This is a genomic window from Embleya sp. NPDC020886 (assembly GCF_044333915.1).
GTDB lineage: Bacteria > Actinomycetota > Actinomycetes > Streptomycetales > Streptomycetaceae > Embleya.
Map to the genome: position 1 here is coordinate 1454434 of NZ_JBIRRX010000001.1, position 17535 is coordinate 1471968.

The following is a 17535-nucleotide window of genomic DNA, read 5'->3' on the forward strand; positions in this document are numbered from 1 at the left end:
CCTCCCCAAGACCGTGGACATCTCCCGATCCGCCTTGTCGGCGCGTCATTGGCGTCACGTGTAGGACGTCCGAGGCGCTCCGAAGGTTCCGCCGCGGAAGGTACGTTCGGCCACCCGGCGCACGACGCTCCCCGGGGCGGAACGAGGCCGAACGCCCCGGCCGCGAACCCCGGTCCGGGCCCGGGACCCGAATGTCCCAGGTCCGGCCGGGCACGCCCGCCCGTCCCGGCCCCTCGGCGCGATCGTGTCCGAGCGGAACCGGGTCGAACCGGGTTCAGCCCGCGATCGACAGGTGCCCGCGCGCGTGCTCGTAGTACGCGCCGGCGGTGCCCCACAGGTCGTCGCGCCCGCGCACGGTCAGCCAGTAGCGCACACCGGAGGTGGTGCGCACCACCAGGTCCTTGCCGTGGTAGGTGGTCAGGTCCTGCCCGCGCCAGATGTACTCCCACTCGGCGGCCTCGTGCCCCCGGTAGTCGGTGACGCGCAGGAGCAGGCGTTCGTAGTCCTCGCCGTCCAGGCGTTCCCGGCCGCCGATGCTGCCGTGCTCACGGTGTGCGACCGACTCCTCGGGGGCCATCACGATGCCCCGGTCGACGGTGACGGTCACCGAGATCAGCCGGTCCGGATCGGTCACCGTCAGGCCGCTCGCGCTGTCCGTACAGGTCCAGCCCTCCGGGACGGGCAGCGCGAAGCCCAGATCGGTCCGCCGCCGACGCCGCAGTCGCGGTATCACCTTGTTGTCCACGAGCGGGCCGACCACCAGGCAGCCGCCGATCAGGGCGCCCACCACGATCGGATTCGGATTGATCTTCGCGGCCTCCAGGGCGCCGCCGGCGATCACCCCGAGCAACATCGCCACCGGCACCGACCGGGAGATCCGCCGGTGCGGCAACACCAGCCACACGCTCAACGCGAGCGCCAGCAGCACGATCGTGTACATCCCGGTCCAGCTCCCGAACGCGGCCAACCAGCGCGCGCCGGCGGCGGTGGCGATGCCGACCGAGGTCAGGATGGTCGTCCAGTGCCGGAACCACCAGCGCGGCCAGCGTCGGTAGCGGGCCCGGAAGGCGCCGCCCTCGCGGGGCAGCCGCACGTTCGGCGAGGTCTCGTGCAGGCTCCCCCGGCGCGGCCGGTCGGCGCCGGCGCCGAGCTTGCCCGTCGGCCGGGGGGTCTGCGACCGGTCCGCCGGTTGGGGCCGGCCGGACACGCGCACCCCGTGCCGGCGGACCGGGCCGCGCTGGGTCCGGTCCGGCACGAAGCGCTCGGCGATCAGCCCGGCCGGCGTGGGTGCCCCCTCGGCGACCTCCACGAGCAGGTCGCGCACCTCCTCCGGGGAGCCGCGCCGCGCGGGGTCCTTGACCATCAGCGCCTTGAGCACCGGGGTCAGCGGGCCGGCCAGGAAGATCTCCGGAAAGCGGCCCGCGGCGACCGCGCCGAGCGTCGCCGCGTGCGTGTTGCGGCGAAAGGCCGGGCGGCCCTCGACCGCCTCGAACAAGGTCGCGCCCAGCGACCACAGGTCGGCCTGCGGCCCGGGCTGCTCGCCCGCGATCTGCTCGGGTGCCAGGTATTCGGGCGAGCCCACCATCGCGCCGGCCTGGGTGAGGGTCGCGCTGTCCTCGACCGAGGCGACCCCGAAGTCGGTGAGCACGACCCGGCCGTTGCGGGCGAGCAGCACGTTGGCGGGCTTGACGTCGCGGTGCAGCACGCCGGCCTCGTGCGCGGCCTCCAGGGCGGCGAGCAGTCGCAGGCCCAACTCGGCGACCTGCTCGGGCGGGATCGGGCCCTCCTTGTCCAACTCCTGGGCCAGCGAGAGACCGCGGACCAGCTCCATCACGATCCACGGCCGCCCGTCCTCCTCGGCCACGTCGAAGATGGTCACCACGTTGGGGTGATCGATCCGGGCCGCCGCCCGGGCCTCGCGCATCATCCGCGCACTCAGCGTGCCGCGATCGTCTTCGTCCACGAAGCGGGGCAGCCGCATCTCCTTGACCGCCACATCACGGTCGAGCATGGTGTCCACGGCCCGCCACACGGTGCCCATCCCGCCCCGGCCCAGTTGATCACCCAGGCGGTATCGCCCCGCGACCAAACGCTCGGGTGCTTCCGGGTCGGTCAAGTCTCTCGCTCCCCATGCAGCCGCGGCCCCGCCGCGCGATCGGGTGGTTGCCTTTTCCATACTCCGGTCCGGGGTCCGGCGAGGTCCACCGGTTCGGGGACGAACATCGCGGAAAGACACCTGCCCGGCGTATCGGTGGAACGTGGCAACGCCCGGGAAGGTGCCCACGGCGCCGGCCGATCAACCGTTGCGTGCCCGACGGTTCCTTCCGCGGCGGCGTCGGCCCCGCGCCCTCACCCGGGCACGATGTCCTGCGCGCCCAGGCGCACCGCGTCCGCCGTGTGGTCGTCCATCTGTTCCTGGGACGAGCGCTCCGCCTCGATGCGCTTGACGTAGTAGTCCACCTCCCGCCGTTGCTGTTCCTCCTCCCAGCCGAGCACCCGGGCCATCAGCGCGGCACACGCGCGGGCGGCCCGGGCGCCCCGGTCGAACATCTCGATCGACACCCGGGTGCGCCGATCCAGTACGTCGTCCAGGTGCAGCGCACCCTCGTGGGTGCACGCGTAGACCACCTCGGCGGCCAGATAGTCGTCCGCGCCGTCCAGCGGATAGGCCAACTCCGGTTCGTCCGCGATCAGCGTGAGCAGTTCCTCGATCATCGACCCGTACCGGTTCAGCAGGTGCTCCACCCGGGCCACGTGCAACCCGGCGCGGGCCGCGATCGAGGCCCGCGCGTTCCACAACGCCGGATAACCCTCCGCGCCCGCGAGCGGCACCGTCTCGGTGCAGCTCGGCGGGACCTTGCGATCCAGCCCGTGTACGGCCGCGTCCACCGCGTCCGAGGCCATCACCCGATACGTCGTGTACTTGCCGCCCGCGACCACCACCAGGCCGGGCACCGGGTGCGCGACGGTGTGCTCGCGCGAGAGTTGCGACGTGGCGTCCGACTCGCCCGCCAGCAGCGGTCGCAGGCCCGCGTACACACCTTCCACGTCCTCGCGGGTGAGCGGCACCGCCAGCACCCGGTTGACGTGCTCCAACAGGTACTCGATGTCCGCCCGGCTCGCCGCGGGGTGCTCCTTGTCCAGTTCCCAGCGGGTGTCCGTGGTGCCCACGATCCAGTGCCGGCCCCACGGGATCACGAACAACACGCTCTTCTCGGTGCGCAGGATCAGGCCGGTCGAGGAGTGGATCCGGTCCCTGGGCACCACCAGGTGGATGCCCTTGGAGGCGCGGACGTGGAACTGCCCGCGCTCGCCGACCATGGCCTGCGTCTCGTCCGTCCACACCCCGGTCGCGTTGACAACCTGCCCGGCCCGGATGTCGTAGGTCCCGCCGGTCTCCATGTCGCGCACGTGCACGCCCACCACCCGCTCGCCCTCGCGCAGGAAGCCGGTCACCGCCGCCCGCGAGGCCACCTGGGCGCCGTAGCCGGCGGCGGTGCGCACGAGCGTCATCGTGTAGCGCGCGTCGTCCATCTGCGCGTCGTGGTACTGCACCGCGCCCACCAGCGAGTCCTTGCGCAACGCCGGTGCCAGACGCAGTGCCTGACGTCGAGTCAGTTGCCGGTGCCGGGGCAGTCCGCGGCTGCGCCCGGCGGAGGCCGCCATCGTGTCGTAGAGCGTCACCCCGGCGGTGACGTACGGCCGTTCCCAGCCGCGCCGGCGCAGCGGGTACAGGAACGACACCGGCTTGACCAGGTGCGGCGCGAGCGTCTGCAACAGCAGCCCGCGCTCGCGCAACGCCTCGCGCACCAACGCGAAATCGAGCATCTCCAGGTAGCGCAGGCCGCCGTGGATCAACTTGCTGGACCGGCTGGAGGTACCGGACGCCCAGTCCCGCGCCTCCAGGAGACCCACCGAGAGGCCACGTGTGGCCGCGTCGAGGGCGGTGCCGGCGCCGACCACACCCCCGCCCACCACGATCACGTCCGACTCGTGTTCGGCCATCCGCCGCAGCGCCAGCGCGCGCGCCGCGGGCCCCATCGCCGTGGTCCGCATCAGCCACCTCCGAAACCGATCCACACCTGCCGGACCACACCCATCGGGCGACTCGCCCCTCCCCCGCCTACCCAATGCCCGTCGGACCGACCACGCGTTCGGCCGTTCCGGGTCGGTCCGACCGTCGGTGCCGCGCCCGGGGGAACGCGAACGGCCCCGAACACCAAGGGTGTTCGGGGCCGCTCGGGGACCGGGTCAGTGTGCGGGCGAGACCGTGACCTCGACCTGCTGGAACTTCTTCAGCTCCGAGTAGCCGGTGGTGGCCATCGCCCGGCGCAGCGCGCCGAACAGGTTCATCGAACCGTCGGACACGTGCGAGGGGCCGAGCAGGATCTCCTCCAGCGTGCCCACCGCGCCCAGGTTCATCCGCCGACCGCGCGGCAGCTCGGGGTGGTGCGCCTCCGAGCCCCAGTGCTGACCGGCGCCGGGAGCGTCGCTCGCCCGGGCCAGCGCCGAGCCGATCATCACCGCGTCCGCGCCGCACGCGACGGCCTTGGCGATGTCGCCGCTGCGGCCCACGCTGCCGTCGGCGACCACGTGCACGTACCGGCCGCCCGACTCGTCGAGGTAGTCGCGGCGCGCCTCGGCCACGTCCGCCACGGCGGTGGCCATCGGCACCGCCACGCCGAGCACGCTGCGGGTGGTGTGCGCCGCGCCGCCGCCGAAGCCGACCAGGACACCGGCCGCGCCGGCCCGCATCAGGTGCAGCGCACCCTGGTAGGTCGCGCAACCGCCGACGATCACCGGCACGTCGAGGTCGTAGATGAACTGCTTGAGGTTCAGCGGTTCGGCCCGCCCGGACACGTGCTCGGCGGAGACCGTGGTGCCGCGGATCACGAACACGTCCACGCCCGCGTCGATCACGGCCTTGTGGTACTGCGCGGTGCGCTGCGGCGACAGCGCGGCGGCGGTGACCACGCCCGAGTCGCGGATCTGCTTGATCCGCGCGCCGATCAGCTCCTCCTTGATCGGCTCGGCGTAGATCTCCTGCATCCGCCGGGTGGCCGCGTCCTCGTCCAGCGCGCCGATCTCCTCGATCAGCGGCGTCGGGTCCTCGTAGCGCGTCCACAGCCCTTCGAGGTTGAGCACACCCAGGCCGCCCATGCGACCGACCTCGATCGCGGTCTGCGGCGACACGACGCTGTCCATCGGCGCCGTCAGGAACGGCAACTCGAACCGGTACGCGTCGATCTGCCACGCGATCGAGACCTCTTCGGGGTCCCGGGTCCGCCGGCTGGGGACGATGGCGACGTCGTCGAAGTGATAGGCACGCCGGCCACGCTTGCCCCGGCCGATTTCGACCTCAGTCACGTTGCGCCTCTCCTGCTGGAATCGGTGGATGGGAAAATCCCCGTATCCCAGGGTACGGGGCGGGCAAACCGGCAAGAGGCCCCGCCCGCGGTACGGACGAGGCCCCTGGGAGGTGCCGTGGATCAGCGCGAGTGGTAGTTCGGCGCTTCCTGCGTCATGTGGATGTCGTGCGGGTGCGACTCCTTGAGCCCGGCCGAGGTGATCCGCACGAAGCGGCCCTTGTCCTGGAGCTCGGTGACGGTCGCCGCGCCGGCGTAGCCCATCGACGCGCGCAGGCCGCCGATCAACTGGTGCGCGACGGCGGAGAGCGGGCCCCGGTAGGGGACCTGGCCCTCGATGCCCTCGGGGACCAGCTTGTCCTCGGAGAGCACGTCGTCCTGGAAGTAGCGGTCCTTGGAGAAGGACTTGGCCTGGCCGCGCGACTGCATCGCGCCGAGCGAGCCCATGCCCCGGTAGGACTTGAACTGCTTGCCGTTGATGAAGATCAGGTCGCCGGGGCTCTCCTCGCAACCCGCGAGCAGGCTGCCCAGCATCACCGTGTCGGCGCCGGCCGCGATCGCCTTGGCGATGTCGCCGGAGTACTGCAGGCCGCCGTCGCCGATCACCGGCACGCCCGCCGCGCGGGCCGCCTGGGCCGCCTCGTAGATCGCGGTGACCTGCGGCGCGCCCACACCCGCGATCACCCGGGTGGTGCAGATCGAGCCGGGGCCGACGCCGACCTTGACGCCGTCCACGCCGGCGTCGATCAGCGCCTGCGCCCCGTCGCGGGTGGCGATGTTGCCGCCGATCACCTCGACCTTGGTGTTCGCCTTGACCTTGGCGATCATCTCCAGGACGTTGCGCGAGTGGCCGTGCGCGCTGTCCACCACGATGAAGTCGACGCCGGCCTCGACCAGTGCCTGGGCGCGCCGGTAGCTGTCGTCGCCGGTGCCGATCGCGGCGCCGACCACGAGCCGGCCGTCCGCGTCCTTGGTCGCGTGCGGGTACTGCTCGCTCTTGACGAAGTCCTTGACCGTGATCAGCCCGCGCAGCTTGCCCGCGTCGTCGATCAGCGGCAGCTTCTCCACCTTGTGCCGGCGCAGCAGTTCCATCGCCTGGTCGCCGGTGGTGCCGACCTTGCCGGTGACCAGCGGCATCGGGGTCATGATGTCGCGCACCCGGCGCGAGTGGTCCACCTCGAAGCGCAGGTCGCGGTTGGTCACGATGCCCAGCAGCCGACCGTTGTCGTCGGTGACCGGGACACCGCTGATCCGGAACCGCGCGCACAGCGCGTCGACTTCCTGGAGCGTGGCGTCCGCACCGATGGTGATCGGGTCCAGCACCATGCCGGCCTCGGAGCGCTTGACCGTGTCCGCCTGCGCGGCCTGGTCCTCGACCGAGAGGTTGCGGTGCAGCACGCCGACGCCGCCCTGCCGGGCCATGGCGATCGCCATCCGGGCCTCGGTCACGGTGTCCATCGCGGAGGACAGCAGCGGGATCCGGACGCGGATGTTGCGGGTGACCCGGGCGGAGGTGTCCACCTCGCTCGGCACGACGTCGGACGCGCCCGGCAGCAGCAGGACATCGTCGTACGTCAGCCCGAGCATCGCGAACTTCTCGGGTACGCCGTCGGCCGTGAGACTCATGACACCTTCCGAAGGTATTCCGATGGACCGCTCCGCCGGCCCGCTCCCCGTCGACCTGCTCCTCGAAGCCGGCCTGCTCCTCGAAAAAGCAGGACCGGTTCCCGGGTACGGCGGAACGCGCTCTCGGCAAGCGGATGGGTGGATTGAGGGTTCATGCTACTGGCCCCACGCGATGCTTCGAGCCCGGTTGCCGATGGTGAGCACAACCGCGCACCGGGGCCGCACCATTCCCGGGCCGGGTCAACAGCGGTCGGGCACCACCCGGCGACGGTTCGCCGCGGTGCCGTCGACCTCGGCGAGCAGCGCGCCGAACAGCCGGGCGACCCGGTCCTGGGCGGGGGTCGGACGGCGCCGCCGCAACTGCTCGACGAGCTCGTCGTCCTGCCGCAGCAGGCCCAGGTCGGCGGTGCCGGATCGGCCGCCGAGCCGCACACCGCCGCCGTTCACGCGGTCTTCTCCTCGCCCGCCAACGCCCTCAGGCGAGTCAGCGCACGATGCTGGGCGACCCGCACCGCGCCGGGCGACATGCCCATCGCCCGCCCGGTCTCCTCGGCGGATAGGCCGACGGCGACCCGCAACACGAGCAGCTCGCGCAGGTTGTCGGGCAGCCGGCCGAGCAACGCCCGGGCGTGCGCGGCGTCGCTGCGCCGCACCACCTGATCCTCGGGCCCCGGATGGTCGTCCACCGCCTCGGGCAGATCACACGTGGGCACCGCACCGCGCATCGCGGCGCGCTGCACGTCGACCACCTTGTGCGCCGCGATGCCGAACACGAACGCCTCGAACGGACGGCCCTCGTCGCGATATCGCGGCAGCGCCGACAACACCGCGAGGCAGACCTCCTGCGCCGCGTCGTCCGCCGCGTGCTCGGCGCCGGAGACCCGGCCCAACCGGGCCCGGCAGTAGCGCAACACCAGTGGTCGGACGTACGCGAGCAGTTCGTCGGTCGCCTGCACGTCCCCTTGGACCGCACGAACCACGACGGCACGCATGCCGTCGTCGGCCTGCGCGTGTGCTTCGTACGGCTCGTCCGGCATTCGCTCGGGGGTCCCACCCATGCCATTCAGTATGCAGGGATCGGCGACCGAATCGCGGCCATGCCGACCCGGGGGACTCATCCGGCCCCCCGGGCAACGGCAATCACCGCACGGACCCTCGCCCGTCGGGGGCCGCCGACACACGCGTCATCGCACAAGTCCCCACCGACCGTGCCCACCCGGGGAGTGATCCCCCGGGCCCTCACGGCCGGGGGAGCGCTCGCCTGCGTGCGTCATCGCACGAGTCCCCACCGGAATCCGAGCGCGACCGCGTGGGCCCGGTCGGATGCGCCCAGCTTCTTGAAAAGCCGGCGCGCGTGGGTCTTGACGGTGTCCTCGGACAGGAACAGCTCACGCCCGATCTCGGCGTTGCTGCGTCCGTGACTCATGCCTTCGAGCACCTGGATCTCGCGTGCCGTCAGGGTCGGCGCCACGCCCATGTCGGGCGAGCGCAACCGCCGGGGCGCGAGCCGCCAGGTCGGGTCGGCAAGCGCCTGGGAGACGGTCGCGCGCAGTTCCGCGCGCGAGGCGTCCTTGTGCAGATATCCCCGAGCCCCGGCGGCGACCGCGAGGGCCACGCCGTCCAGGTCCTCGGCCATCGTCAGCATGATCACCCGTGCGCCGGGGTCGCCGGCCAGGAGGCGGCGCACCGCCTCGACGCCGCCGAGCCCGGGCATCCGCACGTCCATGAGGACGAGGTCGGACCGCTCCGCGCCCCAGCGCCGCAGTACCTCCTCGCCGCTCGTGGCCGTCGTCACCCTCTCGACGCCGGGGACCGTGGCCACCGCCCGCCGCAGGGTCTCCCGGACCAGCGGGGAATCGTCGCAGACCAGGACGGTCGTCATCGCCGGCCTCCGCAGTGGATCCGCGTCACGTTGAGCCTCCACGCCTGTACGTACCGTTTCCTTTGCGGCGGTCCCGAAGGGCGGTGGTCGGGGTCCGACCCCGACCGCCTTCGTCGCCAACCGCTTCACCCACCCCAACGAGCATCACTCGAAAGGGTTACGGGGGGAGTTCCGCTCCGCCGTTACGACAACGAGGCGACCAAGCCCGAGGACACGCAAGGGTGATCGCGCGCGTACACCCCGCCACCTTCCACGCGTCTCCCCCTCGATTCCCGCCCGGGCGGACCCGCCCCGAGCCGTCGGACGACCTCATCGGCCACCAGGGTGAGTAATTTTTTCTGGTTTCGGTGCATAAGTGGGAATTAGGATTGGAACTGATCATTTCGTGACACAGTCGCACCTACTTCTGATCGCTTGATCACGACTGTTCTGCACGGTCTGCACCAGAGGTGGCAACCCTGCTCACCGACAACTCGTACGCGATAAGCAAGAGGGACGAGTCATGGCTGATTTCTCGCGACTCCCCGGCCCCAACGCCGATCTGTGGGACTGGCAGCTCTCGGCAGCCTGTCGCGGAGTCGACAGCGCACTGTTCTTCCATCCCGAAGGCGAGCGAGGCGCCGCCAGGGTCGCCCGGGAGGCTTCGGCCAAGGAAGTTTGCATGCGGTGCCCGGTCCGTCGCCAGTGCGCCACGCACGCCCTCAAGGTGCGCGAGCCGTATGGCGTATGGGGCGGCCTCACCGAGGACGAACGGGTCGAACTCGACAGCGACCGCCGGCACGGGGTCGCCGCGGAACGAGCGGCGGCGGCCGCGGGCAGCGGGTCCGGGGCGCACCACGGCACCGAGGCACTGAGGCACTGAGGCACCGAGACATCCAAGACCGCAACCGAAGAAGGCTCGGCGGCCCGTCCCCGGATCCGGGGACGGGCCGCCGAGCCTGGTCACGCACGTGTCACCACGTGCGGTCGAGCGGTCGCCTACCGGAAGGCGGACATGTCCATCTCCCACACCTTCGGCCAGTCCTTGCCGCGGAACGCCGCGTCGGTGCCGCCGTCGCAGAAGACCACCGAACCGACGAAGAACGTCGACTCGCCGCCGAGCAGGAACGCCACCAGTGCGGCGATCTCCTCGGGCCGACCGCCCCGACCGGCCGGGATGGTGCTCAGGAACATCTCCATGCCCTCGGCGGTCAGCGGGTCCTTGCGCCCCTCGGCCGTCATCGGGGTCTCGATCAGGCCCGGCGCGATCGCGTTCAGCCGGATCCCGTCCGCGATGTACTCGGCGCACTTGGTGCGCGCGTACCACGCGAGCGCGGCCTTGGTCGCCGGGTAGGCCTGCAGCGCGGCGAGGTCGCCGAACGCCTCGGTGGCCTTCGTCGCGCCCTCCTCGTCGCCCGCCAGACACAGCTCGGCCACCTCGACCGGCCAGTTCGGCTGGGCCGTCGTGGAGTTGGAGCTGATCAGCACGACGGAGGCGTTCGTCCCGGCCGCGAGCAGCGGGCGCAGCCCCTCCAGGAGGTCGATCGCGCCGAAGTAGTTCACCGCCACCAGCAGGCCGCCCGGGCGCCCGGTGGCCGCCGCCAGGCCGGCGAACGGCACGAAACCGTCCAGCGCGCCGCCGGACAGTTCGGTGACCTTCGTGATCGCCTCGGCGCGGCCCTCGGCGGTGCTCAGGTCCACCTCGACGTCGGCGTCGTGCAGGTCGACGCCGATCACCCGGTGACCGTCCGCCTCCAGCCGGGCCTTGGTGGCGGCGCCCAGGCCCGAGGCCGCGCCGGTGATCGCGTAGGTACCCATGCTTCTCCTTCGATGGTGCTCGACCGACGGCCGACGCCCGAACCACAGTCCTGACGGTCCGTCAGTTCACGACTCCCGGCACTCTCGCAGATCGAGCCGGCACCGGAAAGGCCGACGGGCCCGACCGCTGGAAAGCGGTCGGGCCCGTCGGGGTGTCGCGGGTGGAACTAGTGCGCGTGGCCGTGGCCGCCGTGGTTGTGCCCGGCGGGCTCTTCCTCGGCCGGCTTCTCGACGACCAGGGTCTCGGTCGTGAGCAGCAGCGACGCGATCGACGCGGCGTTCTGCAGCGCGGAACGGGTCACCTTGACCGGGTCGATGACGCCCGAGTCGACCAGGTTGCCGTACTCGCCGGTGGCGGCGTTGAAGCCGTGCCCGACGCCGAGCTCCTGCACCTTGTTGACGATCACGTAGCCCTCGAGGCCCGCGTTCTCGGCGATCCAGCGCAGCGGCTCGACCGCGGCGCGACGCACGACCGAGACACCGGTCGCGATGTCGCCGCTCTGGCCGAGGTTCTCGGCGAGCACGGAGACGGCGTGCACCAGGGCGGTGCCGCCGCCGGCGACGATGCCCTCCTCGATGGCCGCGCGGGTCGCGGAGACCGCGTCCTCGAGACGGTGCTTCTTCTCCTTGAGCTCGACCTCGGTGGCCGCACCCACACGGATCACGCACACGCCGCCGGCCAGCTTCGCGAGGCGCTCCTGGAGCTTCTCGCGGTCCCAGTCCGAGTCGGTGTCGTCGATCTCGCGCTTGATCTGCTTGACCCGGTCCGCGATCGCGGCGGCGTCGCCGGCGCCGTCCACCAGGGTGGTCGCGTCCTTGGTGATGGTGATGCGACGGGCGCTGCCCAGCACCTCCAGGCCGACCTGGTCGAGCTTGAGGCCGACCTCGGGGGCGATGACCTGACCGCCGGTCAGGATCGCCATGTCCTCCAGCATCGCCTTGCGGCGGTCACCGAAGCCCGGGGCCTTGACCGCGACGGCGTTGAACGTGCCGCGGATCTTGTTCACGACCAGGGTCGACAGCGCCTCGCCGTCGACGTCCTCGGCGACGATCAGCAGCGGCTTGGACGCGCCGGCCTGGATGATCTTCTCGAGCAGCGGGAGCAGCTCGGCGATGGCCGAGATCTTGCCCTGGTGGATCAGGATGTACGGGTCGTCGAGGACGGCCTCCATCCGCTCCTGGTCGGTGACCATGTACGGCGACAGGTAGCCCTTGTCGAACTGGAGGCCCTCGGCGAACTCCAGCTCCAGACCCATGGTCTGGGACTCCTCGACGGTGATGACACCGTCCTTGCCGACCTTGTCCATGGCCTCGGCGATCAGCTCGCCGATCTGCTTGTCCTGCGCCGAGAGCGCGGCGACGGCGGCGATGTCGTCCTTGCCGTCGATCGCGCGGGCGGTCTTGAGAAGCTGCTCGGACACCGCGGCGACGGCGAGGTCGATGCCCTTCTTCAGGTCCATCGGGGCCGCACCGGCGGCCACGTTGCGCAGACCCTCGCGCACCAGCGCCTGGGCGAGCACCGTCGCGGTGGTGGTGCCGTCACCCGCGATGTCGTTGGTCTTGGTCGCGACCTCCTTGGCGAGCTGCGCGCCGAGGTTCTCGTACGGGTCCTCGAGCTCCACCTCACGGGCGATCGTCACGCCGTCGTTGGTGATGGTCGGGGCACCGAACTTCTTGTCGATCACGACGTTGCGGCCCTTGGGGCCGAGCGTGACCTTGACGGTGTCGGCCAGCGCGTTGACGCCGCGCTCCAGCGACCGTCGGGCCTTCTCGTCGAACTGGAGGATCTTCGCCATGAGGGTCTTCGTCCTTAAAGGTTGCTAGTCGACGTCGTACAACCGACTCCGCCCCGGGTCCACCGGCCGCGAGGGCAGGGCGATCCGGGGCGGGGTCGTCGAACCGTCACCGGTTCCGGCGCGTCAGCGCGATGTCACTTCTCGATGATCGCGAGCACGTCGCGGGCCGAGAGAACGAGGTATTCCTCGCCGTTGTACTTCACCTCGGTGCCGCCGTACTTGCTGTACAGCACGGTGTCACCGACGCTCACGTCGAGCGGCAGACGCTGACCGTCCTCGAAACGACCCGGGCCCACGGCCAGGACGACGCCCTCCTGGGGCTTCTCCTTGGCGGTGTCCGGGATCACGAGACCCGACGCGGTGGTCTGCTCGGCCTCAAGCGTCTGAACCACGATGCGGTCCTCGAGCGGCTTGATGGCAACCTTGGTGTTGGCGGTCGTCACGATGCGACCTCCCCCTTCGGAGATCTCACGGAAAAATGTCTGTCGGCGAATGGGACAGATCCGTCGTCGCGGGTGCCGGACCTGCTCGAATCGCACTGGCACACTCATGGGGAGAGTGCCAGCACAGACACTAGGTGGCGGTTAGCACTCCGTCAACCAGAGTGCCAGATTCAGCGCGTCGGACCGCATTGTTCATACCGGTCTCGTCCCTACCGGCCCGTTCATGCCGCCTTCGGATCGTGCCCGGCCGTGCTCGGCGAGAATGGCCGCGTGCACACCGAAGCTTTCACCGCGCTGCTGACCGACGAGGGCCGTTCGCTGTTGGACCTGCTCGCCGACCACGAGGTCGGCGACGAATTGTCGTGGGCCACCCGGCTGCGTCGTGAGCACCCGGCGGAGTTGGTGGCCGCCGCGCTCACCCAGTCCCGGCTGCGACAGCGCGGGCGGGCCAAGTTCGGCGCGGACGCGGCGCGGATGTACTTCACTGCGAACGGGCTGGAGCAGTCCACCCGCACCTCGGTGGCCGAGCACCGGGCCGCCCGGCTGGTCGCGGCGGGCGGCATCGACCGGGCGGTGGACCTGTGTTGCGGCATCGGCGGCGACGCGCTCGCGCTGGCCCGGGCCGGGATCACCGTGCACGCGGTCGACCTGGACCCGCTGACCTGCGCGGTGGCCCGGGCCAACGCGGACGTGCTGGGGGTGGCGGATCGGCTCACCGTCGAGTGCGCGGACGTGACCGAGGTGGACCTGGGCGGCTTCGACGCGGCGCTGATCGACCCGTCCCGACGCACCGCCCGCGGGCGCACCTTCGACCCCGAGGCGTACTCGCCGCCGTTCTCGTTCCTGAGCAGGCTCGCCGCCGAAGTGCCCTGCGGCGCGGCCAAGGTCGCGCCGGGCATCCCGCACGAGATCGTGCCCGAGGGCATGGAGGCCGAGTGGGTCTCCGATCGCGGCGACGTCAAGGAGGCGGTGTTGTGGTGGGGCCGGCTCGCGCACGCCGGCCTGCGCGCCACGGTGTTGCCCGGCGGCGCGGCGCTGACCTCGGGTCGGGTCCGCCCGGCACCGGTGGGCCCGGTCCGCCGCTACCTCTACGAGCCGGACGGCGCGGTGATCCGGGCGCATCTGGTGTCCGAGGTGGGCGAGTTGGTGAACGGCAACCTGGTGGACGAGACGATCGCCTACCTGACCTCGGATCACCTGGTGGGCACGGTGTTCGCGAGCGTGTACGAGATCACCGACGTGTTGCCGTTCAACCTGAAGCGGCTCAAGGCGCTGCTGCGCGAGCGCGGCGTCGGCAACCTCACGGTCAAGAAGCGCGGCTCGGCGGTCGAGCCGGAGGAGGTCCGCCGCCGGGTCAGGCCGACCGGCCCGAACGCGGCCACGGTGCTGCTGACCCGGGTGGCGGGCGCGCCCACGATGCTGATCGCGCAGCCGGTGTCGACGGGGTAGCGCTGTCCGCCCGGCCGGGTCGAACGGGGCTAGCCGATGTAGTCCTCCAGGCGCGCGACGGTGTAGCCCTGGGCCTGGATCTTGCGCAGCATGTTGCCGAACATCTCGGTCATCGTGGTTCCCTTGAGATCACTCGGCCCGCGGAAGTGGGCCAGGATGATGTCGCCCGGGTGCAGCTTCTTCTCGCCGACGTACTGCATGTCGTTGATCTGCATCGATTCCTGCCACTTGACGATGGCCTCGATCCCGCCGCAGCCGCCGACCACCGTCTGCGTGGTCGCGTTCCAGTTGCCGTAGGGCGGGCGGAACAACGTCGGGCGCTTGCCGTAGACCTCGGCGAGCCGGTCCTGCTGGCCGCAGATCTGGTGCTTCTGCGCGTCCGCGCTCAGCGTCTTGAGGTCGGGGTGGGACAGCGTGTGGTTCTGCACCGTGGCACCCAGTGCCTGGAGCTTGCGGAAGTACTCCGGATCCTGCCGCACGTAGGTGTCGTTGAGGAACATCGACACCGGGATCCGCAGGTCGCGCATCATGTCCAGGAACTTGGGGTCCTTCTCCGACCCGTCGTCGATCGTGATGAACACGATCTTCTCCTGGGTGGGGATCTTCTCCACCACCGGCGGCTTGGCGCCGCCGGCCTTGATCGGCTTGACCGCGGGCGGGGCGGGCGGCGGCGCGAACGGCTTCAGGTTCCACTTCGCGGCGAGCGCGGCCGCGTCGGCGCCCGGGGTGTCCGGCTTCGCGGCGGGGGTGGGTTTGGTGGGGGTGGTGGACGCGCCGCGGGTCGGTCGTTCGCTTCCCTTGACCGACGCGGTCTCGTCGGAGCCGCCGCAGCCGGTCAGGGTGACCAGCAGCAGACCGGCCACGCCGGCCCAGGTCGAGGCGAAGGCCGCGCCGCGCCGCTTTTGTACCGTTCGATGCACCACTGTCCCGGGGCCTTTCGTTCGCCTGGTCCGATCGGCCCACGCTACGCGCCGCGGCGGCCTGTCACGGTCCGGACAAGGGCTGTTCAAGGGACTGTCGAAGGACTGTTGAGCAGCCGATGAGCTGGGCACACTCCCGGCAAGGCCAATGGCACGTGCGGCGGCACGCAGCCATCAGCCAAGGCACTCGACCCGCGTCCGGCTTGCGAATGGCCTCCTCGTCGGATGCGGGTCGAGTGTTGCGCGACCGGGAAGGCGGCCTGCCGGGAGCCGATCAGGGGCCGATGCTGAGCCGTTCGAAGCTCCACTCGTGCGGCGGCCGGGCGACCAGGGCGGCCGGCGGCTCGGGCAGCGGCACCGGCGACCCGGTCCACAGCGCGATCACCACCACCCGGTCGCCGCCCTGTTCGTCGGCCGCGGCGAACACCTCGACCCGTTCCAGGCCGGGCGCGCCGACGACGGCGGGCAGCGCCGCGGCGTGCACCCACTCGGCCAGCGCCGCCCCTCGACCGGCCTCGGTCCTGGCCTCCCACATCGCCGCGATCGCCATCTCGCCTCTTCCGTTCTCGCCGGCACGCGCACGCGCCGTCGCCGCTACGACAGGGCCTGGGACACCGTGACCGGCATCGAGGAGTCGGCCGGGATGGTCAGCGTGGAGGGGGCCCGGTCCCGGGCGACGAGTTCGGCGCCGAGCGCGGCCACCATCGCGCCGTTGTCGGTGCACAGGCCCGGTCGCGGCACCCGCAGCACGATCCCGGCCGCGTCGCAACGCTCCTGGGCCAGTGCGCGCAGGCGCGAGTTGGCGGAGACGCCGCCGCCCATCATCAGGTGCTCGACGCCGTTCTCCTTGCAGGCGCGGATCGCCTTGCGGGTCAGCACGTCCACGACCGCCTCCTGGAAGGAGGCCGCGACGTCCGCGATCGGCACCGTCTCGCCGGCCCGCTGCCGGGCCTCGACCCAGCGCGCGACCGAGGTCTTGAGGCCGGAGAAGGAGAAGTCGAAGGGCGCGTCGCGCGGCCCGGTCAGCCCACGCGGGAACGCGATCGCCGCACGATCGCCCTCGCGCGCCCACCGGTCGATCGCCGGTCCACCGGGGAAGCCGAGCCCGAGCACGCGCGCGACCTTGTCGAACGCCTCACCGGCCGCGTCGTCGATGGTCGAGCCGAGCGGGCGCACGTCGGCGGTGATGTCCGGGACCAGGAGCAGCGAGGAGTGCCCGCCGGAAACCAGCAGCGCCATGCACGGCTCGGGCAACTTGCCGTGCTCCAACTGGTCCACGCACACATGCGAGGCGAGGTGGTTGACGCCGTAGAGCGGCTTGTCCAGCGCGACCGCGTAGCCCTTGGCCGCGGCGACGCCGACCAACAACGCACCGGCCAGTCCGGGACCCGAGGTCACCGCGATCGCGTCGATGTCCCGCATCGTGACGCCGGCGTCGGCGAGCGCGCGGCGCACCGTGGGCACCATCGCCTCCAGGTGCGCACGGCTGGCCACCTCGGGCACGACACCGCCGAACCTGGCGTGCTCGTCGACGCTGGAGGCGACCGCGTCCGCGAGCAGCGTGGTGCCGCGCACGATGCCGATGCCCGTCTCGTCGCACGAGGTCTCGATGCCCAGGACGAGTGGTTCGTCAGCCACCGGTGGCCGTTCCTTCCCGACGTTCGTGAAGATCGCAGCGCATCACCAGCGCGTCCACGTTGGCGGGTTGGTAGTAGCCCCGCCGCACGCCGATCCCCTTGAATCCGAAGCGCTCGTAAAGCGCCTGTGCGCGGGCGTTGTCCACGCGCACCTCCAGCAGCACATCCCGACAGCCGCGCCGAATCGCCAGGTCGAGCAGCTCGGTCAACAACCTCGCGCCCAGCCCCGTCCCCCACCGATCCCGCCGCACCCCGATCGTCTGTACGTCGCCCTCGTCCCCGATCACCGCGAGCCCGGCATACCCGGCCAGCCCCCCGACCTCGTCCTCTGCAACCACGTAATAACGCAACTCGGGATCGGCCAACTCCGACCAGAACATCCCGGCCGACCACGCATCCTCGACGAACAACTCATGCTCGAGCCGCATGACCCCCTCGATGTCCCACCACCGCATACGCCGCAGCCGAGACCCGATCTCCATACCCGAAGTCTATCGACACCCCCACAACCCCCACCCCAACCAACCAAGCCCACCAAACAAGCCAACCCAGCCCAACCAAAACCCGACCCCACCCAGCCCCACCAACACACAAGGCAAACCAACCCAACGCACACGAG

At 71.2% G+C, this 17535-nt stretch carries 16 protein-coding genes; 2 read left to right on the forward strand and 14 right to left on the reverse strand.

All coding sequences use genetic code 11. The features are described 5' to 3' along the window. Positions 1 to 274 precede the first annotated feature (274 nt). The 7 genes from ACH4U8_RS06135 to ACH4U8_RS06165 all read right to left on the reverse strand — a co-directional run bounded on the left by ACH4U8_RS06135 (position 275) and on the right by ACH4U8_RS06165 (position 8874). Positions 275 to 2116: a serine/threonine-protein kinase gene (locus tag ACH4U8_RS06135; RefSeq protein WP_395775936.1), complete on the reverse strand. Its 1842-nt coding sequence runs from the start codon at positions 2114 to 2116 to the stop codon at positions 275 to 277. 233 nt (positions 2117 to 2349) lie between these two features. Then, positions 2350 to 4056, reverse strand: a complete 1707-nt coding sequence (locus ACH4U8_RS06140) for a glycerol-3-phosphate dehydrogenase/oxidase (protein WP_395775937.1) — start codon at positions 4054 to 4056, stop codon at positions 2350 to 2352. A 195-nt stretch (positions 4057 to 4251) separates the two neighbouring features. Then, entirely contained in the window at positions 4252 to 5367 is a 1116-nt protein-coding gene (locus ACH4U8_RS06145) for a GuaB3 family IMP dehydrogenase-related protein (RefSeq protein WP_360323913.1), read from the reverse strand. A 122-nt stretch (positions 5368 to 5489) separates the two neighbouring features. Continuing rightward, positions 5490 to 6992, reverse strand: a complete 1503-nt coding sequence (gene guaB / locus ACH4U8_RS06150) for an IMP dehydrogenase (protein WP_360323915.1) — start codon at positions 6990 to 6992, stop codon at positions 5490 to 5492. 240 nt (positions 6993 to 7232) lie between these two features. Continuing rightward, a complete protein-coding gene (locus tag ACH4U8_RS06155) occupies positions 7233 to 7439 on the reverse strand; it encodes a hypothetical protein (protein ID WP_360323917.1) in 207 nt (68 codons plus the stop codon). Next, complete coding sequence (shbA, locus tag ACH4U8_RS06160; protein WP_205354273.1) at positions 7436 to 8029, reverse strand: RNA polymerase sigma factor ShbA; 594 nt, start codon at positions 8027 to 8029, stop codon at positions 7436 to 7438. Before shbA ends, ACH4U8_RS06155 begins: the two co-directional genes overlap by 4 nt. A 233-nt stretch (positions 8030 to 8262) precedes the next feature. Then, a complete protein-coding gene (locus tag ACH4U8_RS06165) occupies positions 8263 to 8874 on the reverse strand; it encodes a response regulator transcription factor (protein WP_020549179.1) in 612 nt (203 codons plus the stop codon). A gap of 502 nt (positions 8875 to 9376) precedes the next feature. On the opposite strand from ACH4U8_RS06165, the gene ACH4U8_RS06170 reads away from it, so the two are divergent. After that, a complete protein-coding gene (locus tag ACH4U8_RS06170) occupies positions 9377 to 9736 on the forward strand; it encodes a WhiB family transcriptional regulator (RefSeq protein WP_360323920.1) in 360 nt (119 codons plus the stop codon). Positions 9737 to 9852: 116 nt separating this feature from the next. Here the strand turns inward: ACH4U8_RS06170 and ACH4U8_RS06175 are convergent, their stop codons facing one another. The 3 genes from ACH4U8_RS06175 to groES all read right to left on the reverse strand — a co-directional run bounded on the left by ACH4U8_RS06175 (position 9853) and on the right by groES (position 12910). Continuing rightward, complete coding sequence (locus ACH4U8_RS06175) at positions 9853 to 10671, reverse strand: SDR family oxidoreductase (protein WP_395775938.1); 819 nt, start codon at positions 10669 to 10671, stop codon at positions 9853 to 9855. 167 nt (positions 10672 to 10838) lie between these two features. Then, positions 10839 to 12467, reverse strand: a complete 1629-nt coding sequence (gene groL / locus ACH4U8_RS06180; RefSeq protein WP_360308869.1) for a chaperonin GroEL — start codon at positions 12465 to 12467, stop codon at positions 10839 to 10841. A 134-nt stretch (positions 12468 to 12601) separates the two neighbouring features. Next, complete coding sequence (groES, locus tag ACH4U8_RS06185; RefSeq protein WP_161359282.1) at positions 12602 to 12910, reverse strand: co-chaperone GroES; 309 nt, start codon at positions 12908 to 12910, stop codon at positions 12602 to 12604. A 270-nt stretch (positions 12911 to 13180) separates the two neighbouring features. Between groES and ACH4U8_RS06190 the strand changes: the two genes are divergently transcribed. Next, a complete protein-coding gene (locus ACH4U8_RS06190; protein ID WP_395775939.1) occupies positions 13181 to 14359 on the forward strand; it encodes a methyltransferase domain-containing protein in 1179 nt (392 codons plus the stop codon). A gap of 29 nt (positions 14360 to 14388) precedes the next feature. Here the strand turns inward: ACH4U8_RS06190 and ACH4U8_RS06195 are convergent, their stop codons facing one another. The 4 genes from ACH4U8_RS06195 to rimI all read right to left on the reverse strand — a co-directional run bounded on the left by ACH4U8_RS06195 (position 14389) and on the right by rimI (position 17371). After that, on the reverse strand, positions 14389 to 15282 hold the full coding sequence (locus tag ACH4U8_RS06195; RefSeq protein ID WP_360308863.1) for a polysaccharide deacetylase family protein: 894 nt from the start codon (positions 15280 to 15282) through the stop codon (positions 14389 to 14391). A 271-nt stretch (positions 15283 to 15553) separates the two neighbouring features. Next, entirely contained in the window at positions 15554 to 15829 is a 276-nt protein-coding gene (locus tag ACH4U8_RS06200) for a hypothetical protein (RefSeq protein ID WP_395775940.1), read from the reverse strand. Between the two features lie 44 nt (positions 15830 to 15873). Beyond that, positions 15874 to 16917, reverse strand: a complete 1044-nt coding sequence (gene tsaD, locus ACH4U8_RS06205) for a tRNA (adenosine(37)-N6)-threonylcarbamoyltransferase complex transferase subunit TsaD (protein ID WP_360308857.1) — start codon at positions 16915 to 16917, stop codon at positions 15874 to 15876. Further along, positions 16910 to 17371, reverse strand: a complete 462-nt coding sequence (gene rimI, locus ACH4U8_RS06210) for a ribosomal protein S18-alanine N-acetyltransferase (RefSeq protein WP_379992374.1) — start codon at positions 17369 to 17371, stop codon at positions 16910 to 16912. Before rimI ends, tsaD begins: the two co-directional genes overlap by 8 nt. Between the last annotated feature and the right edge of the window lie 164 nt (positions 17372 to 17535).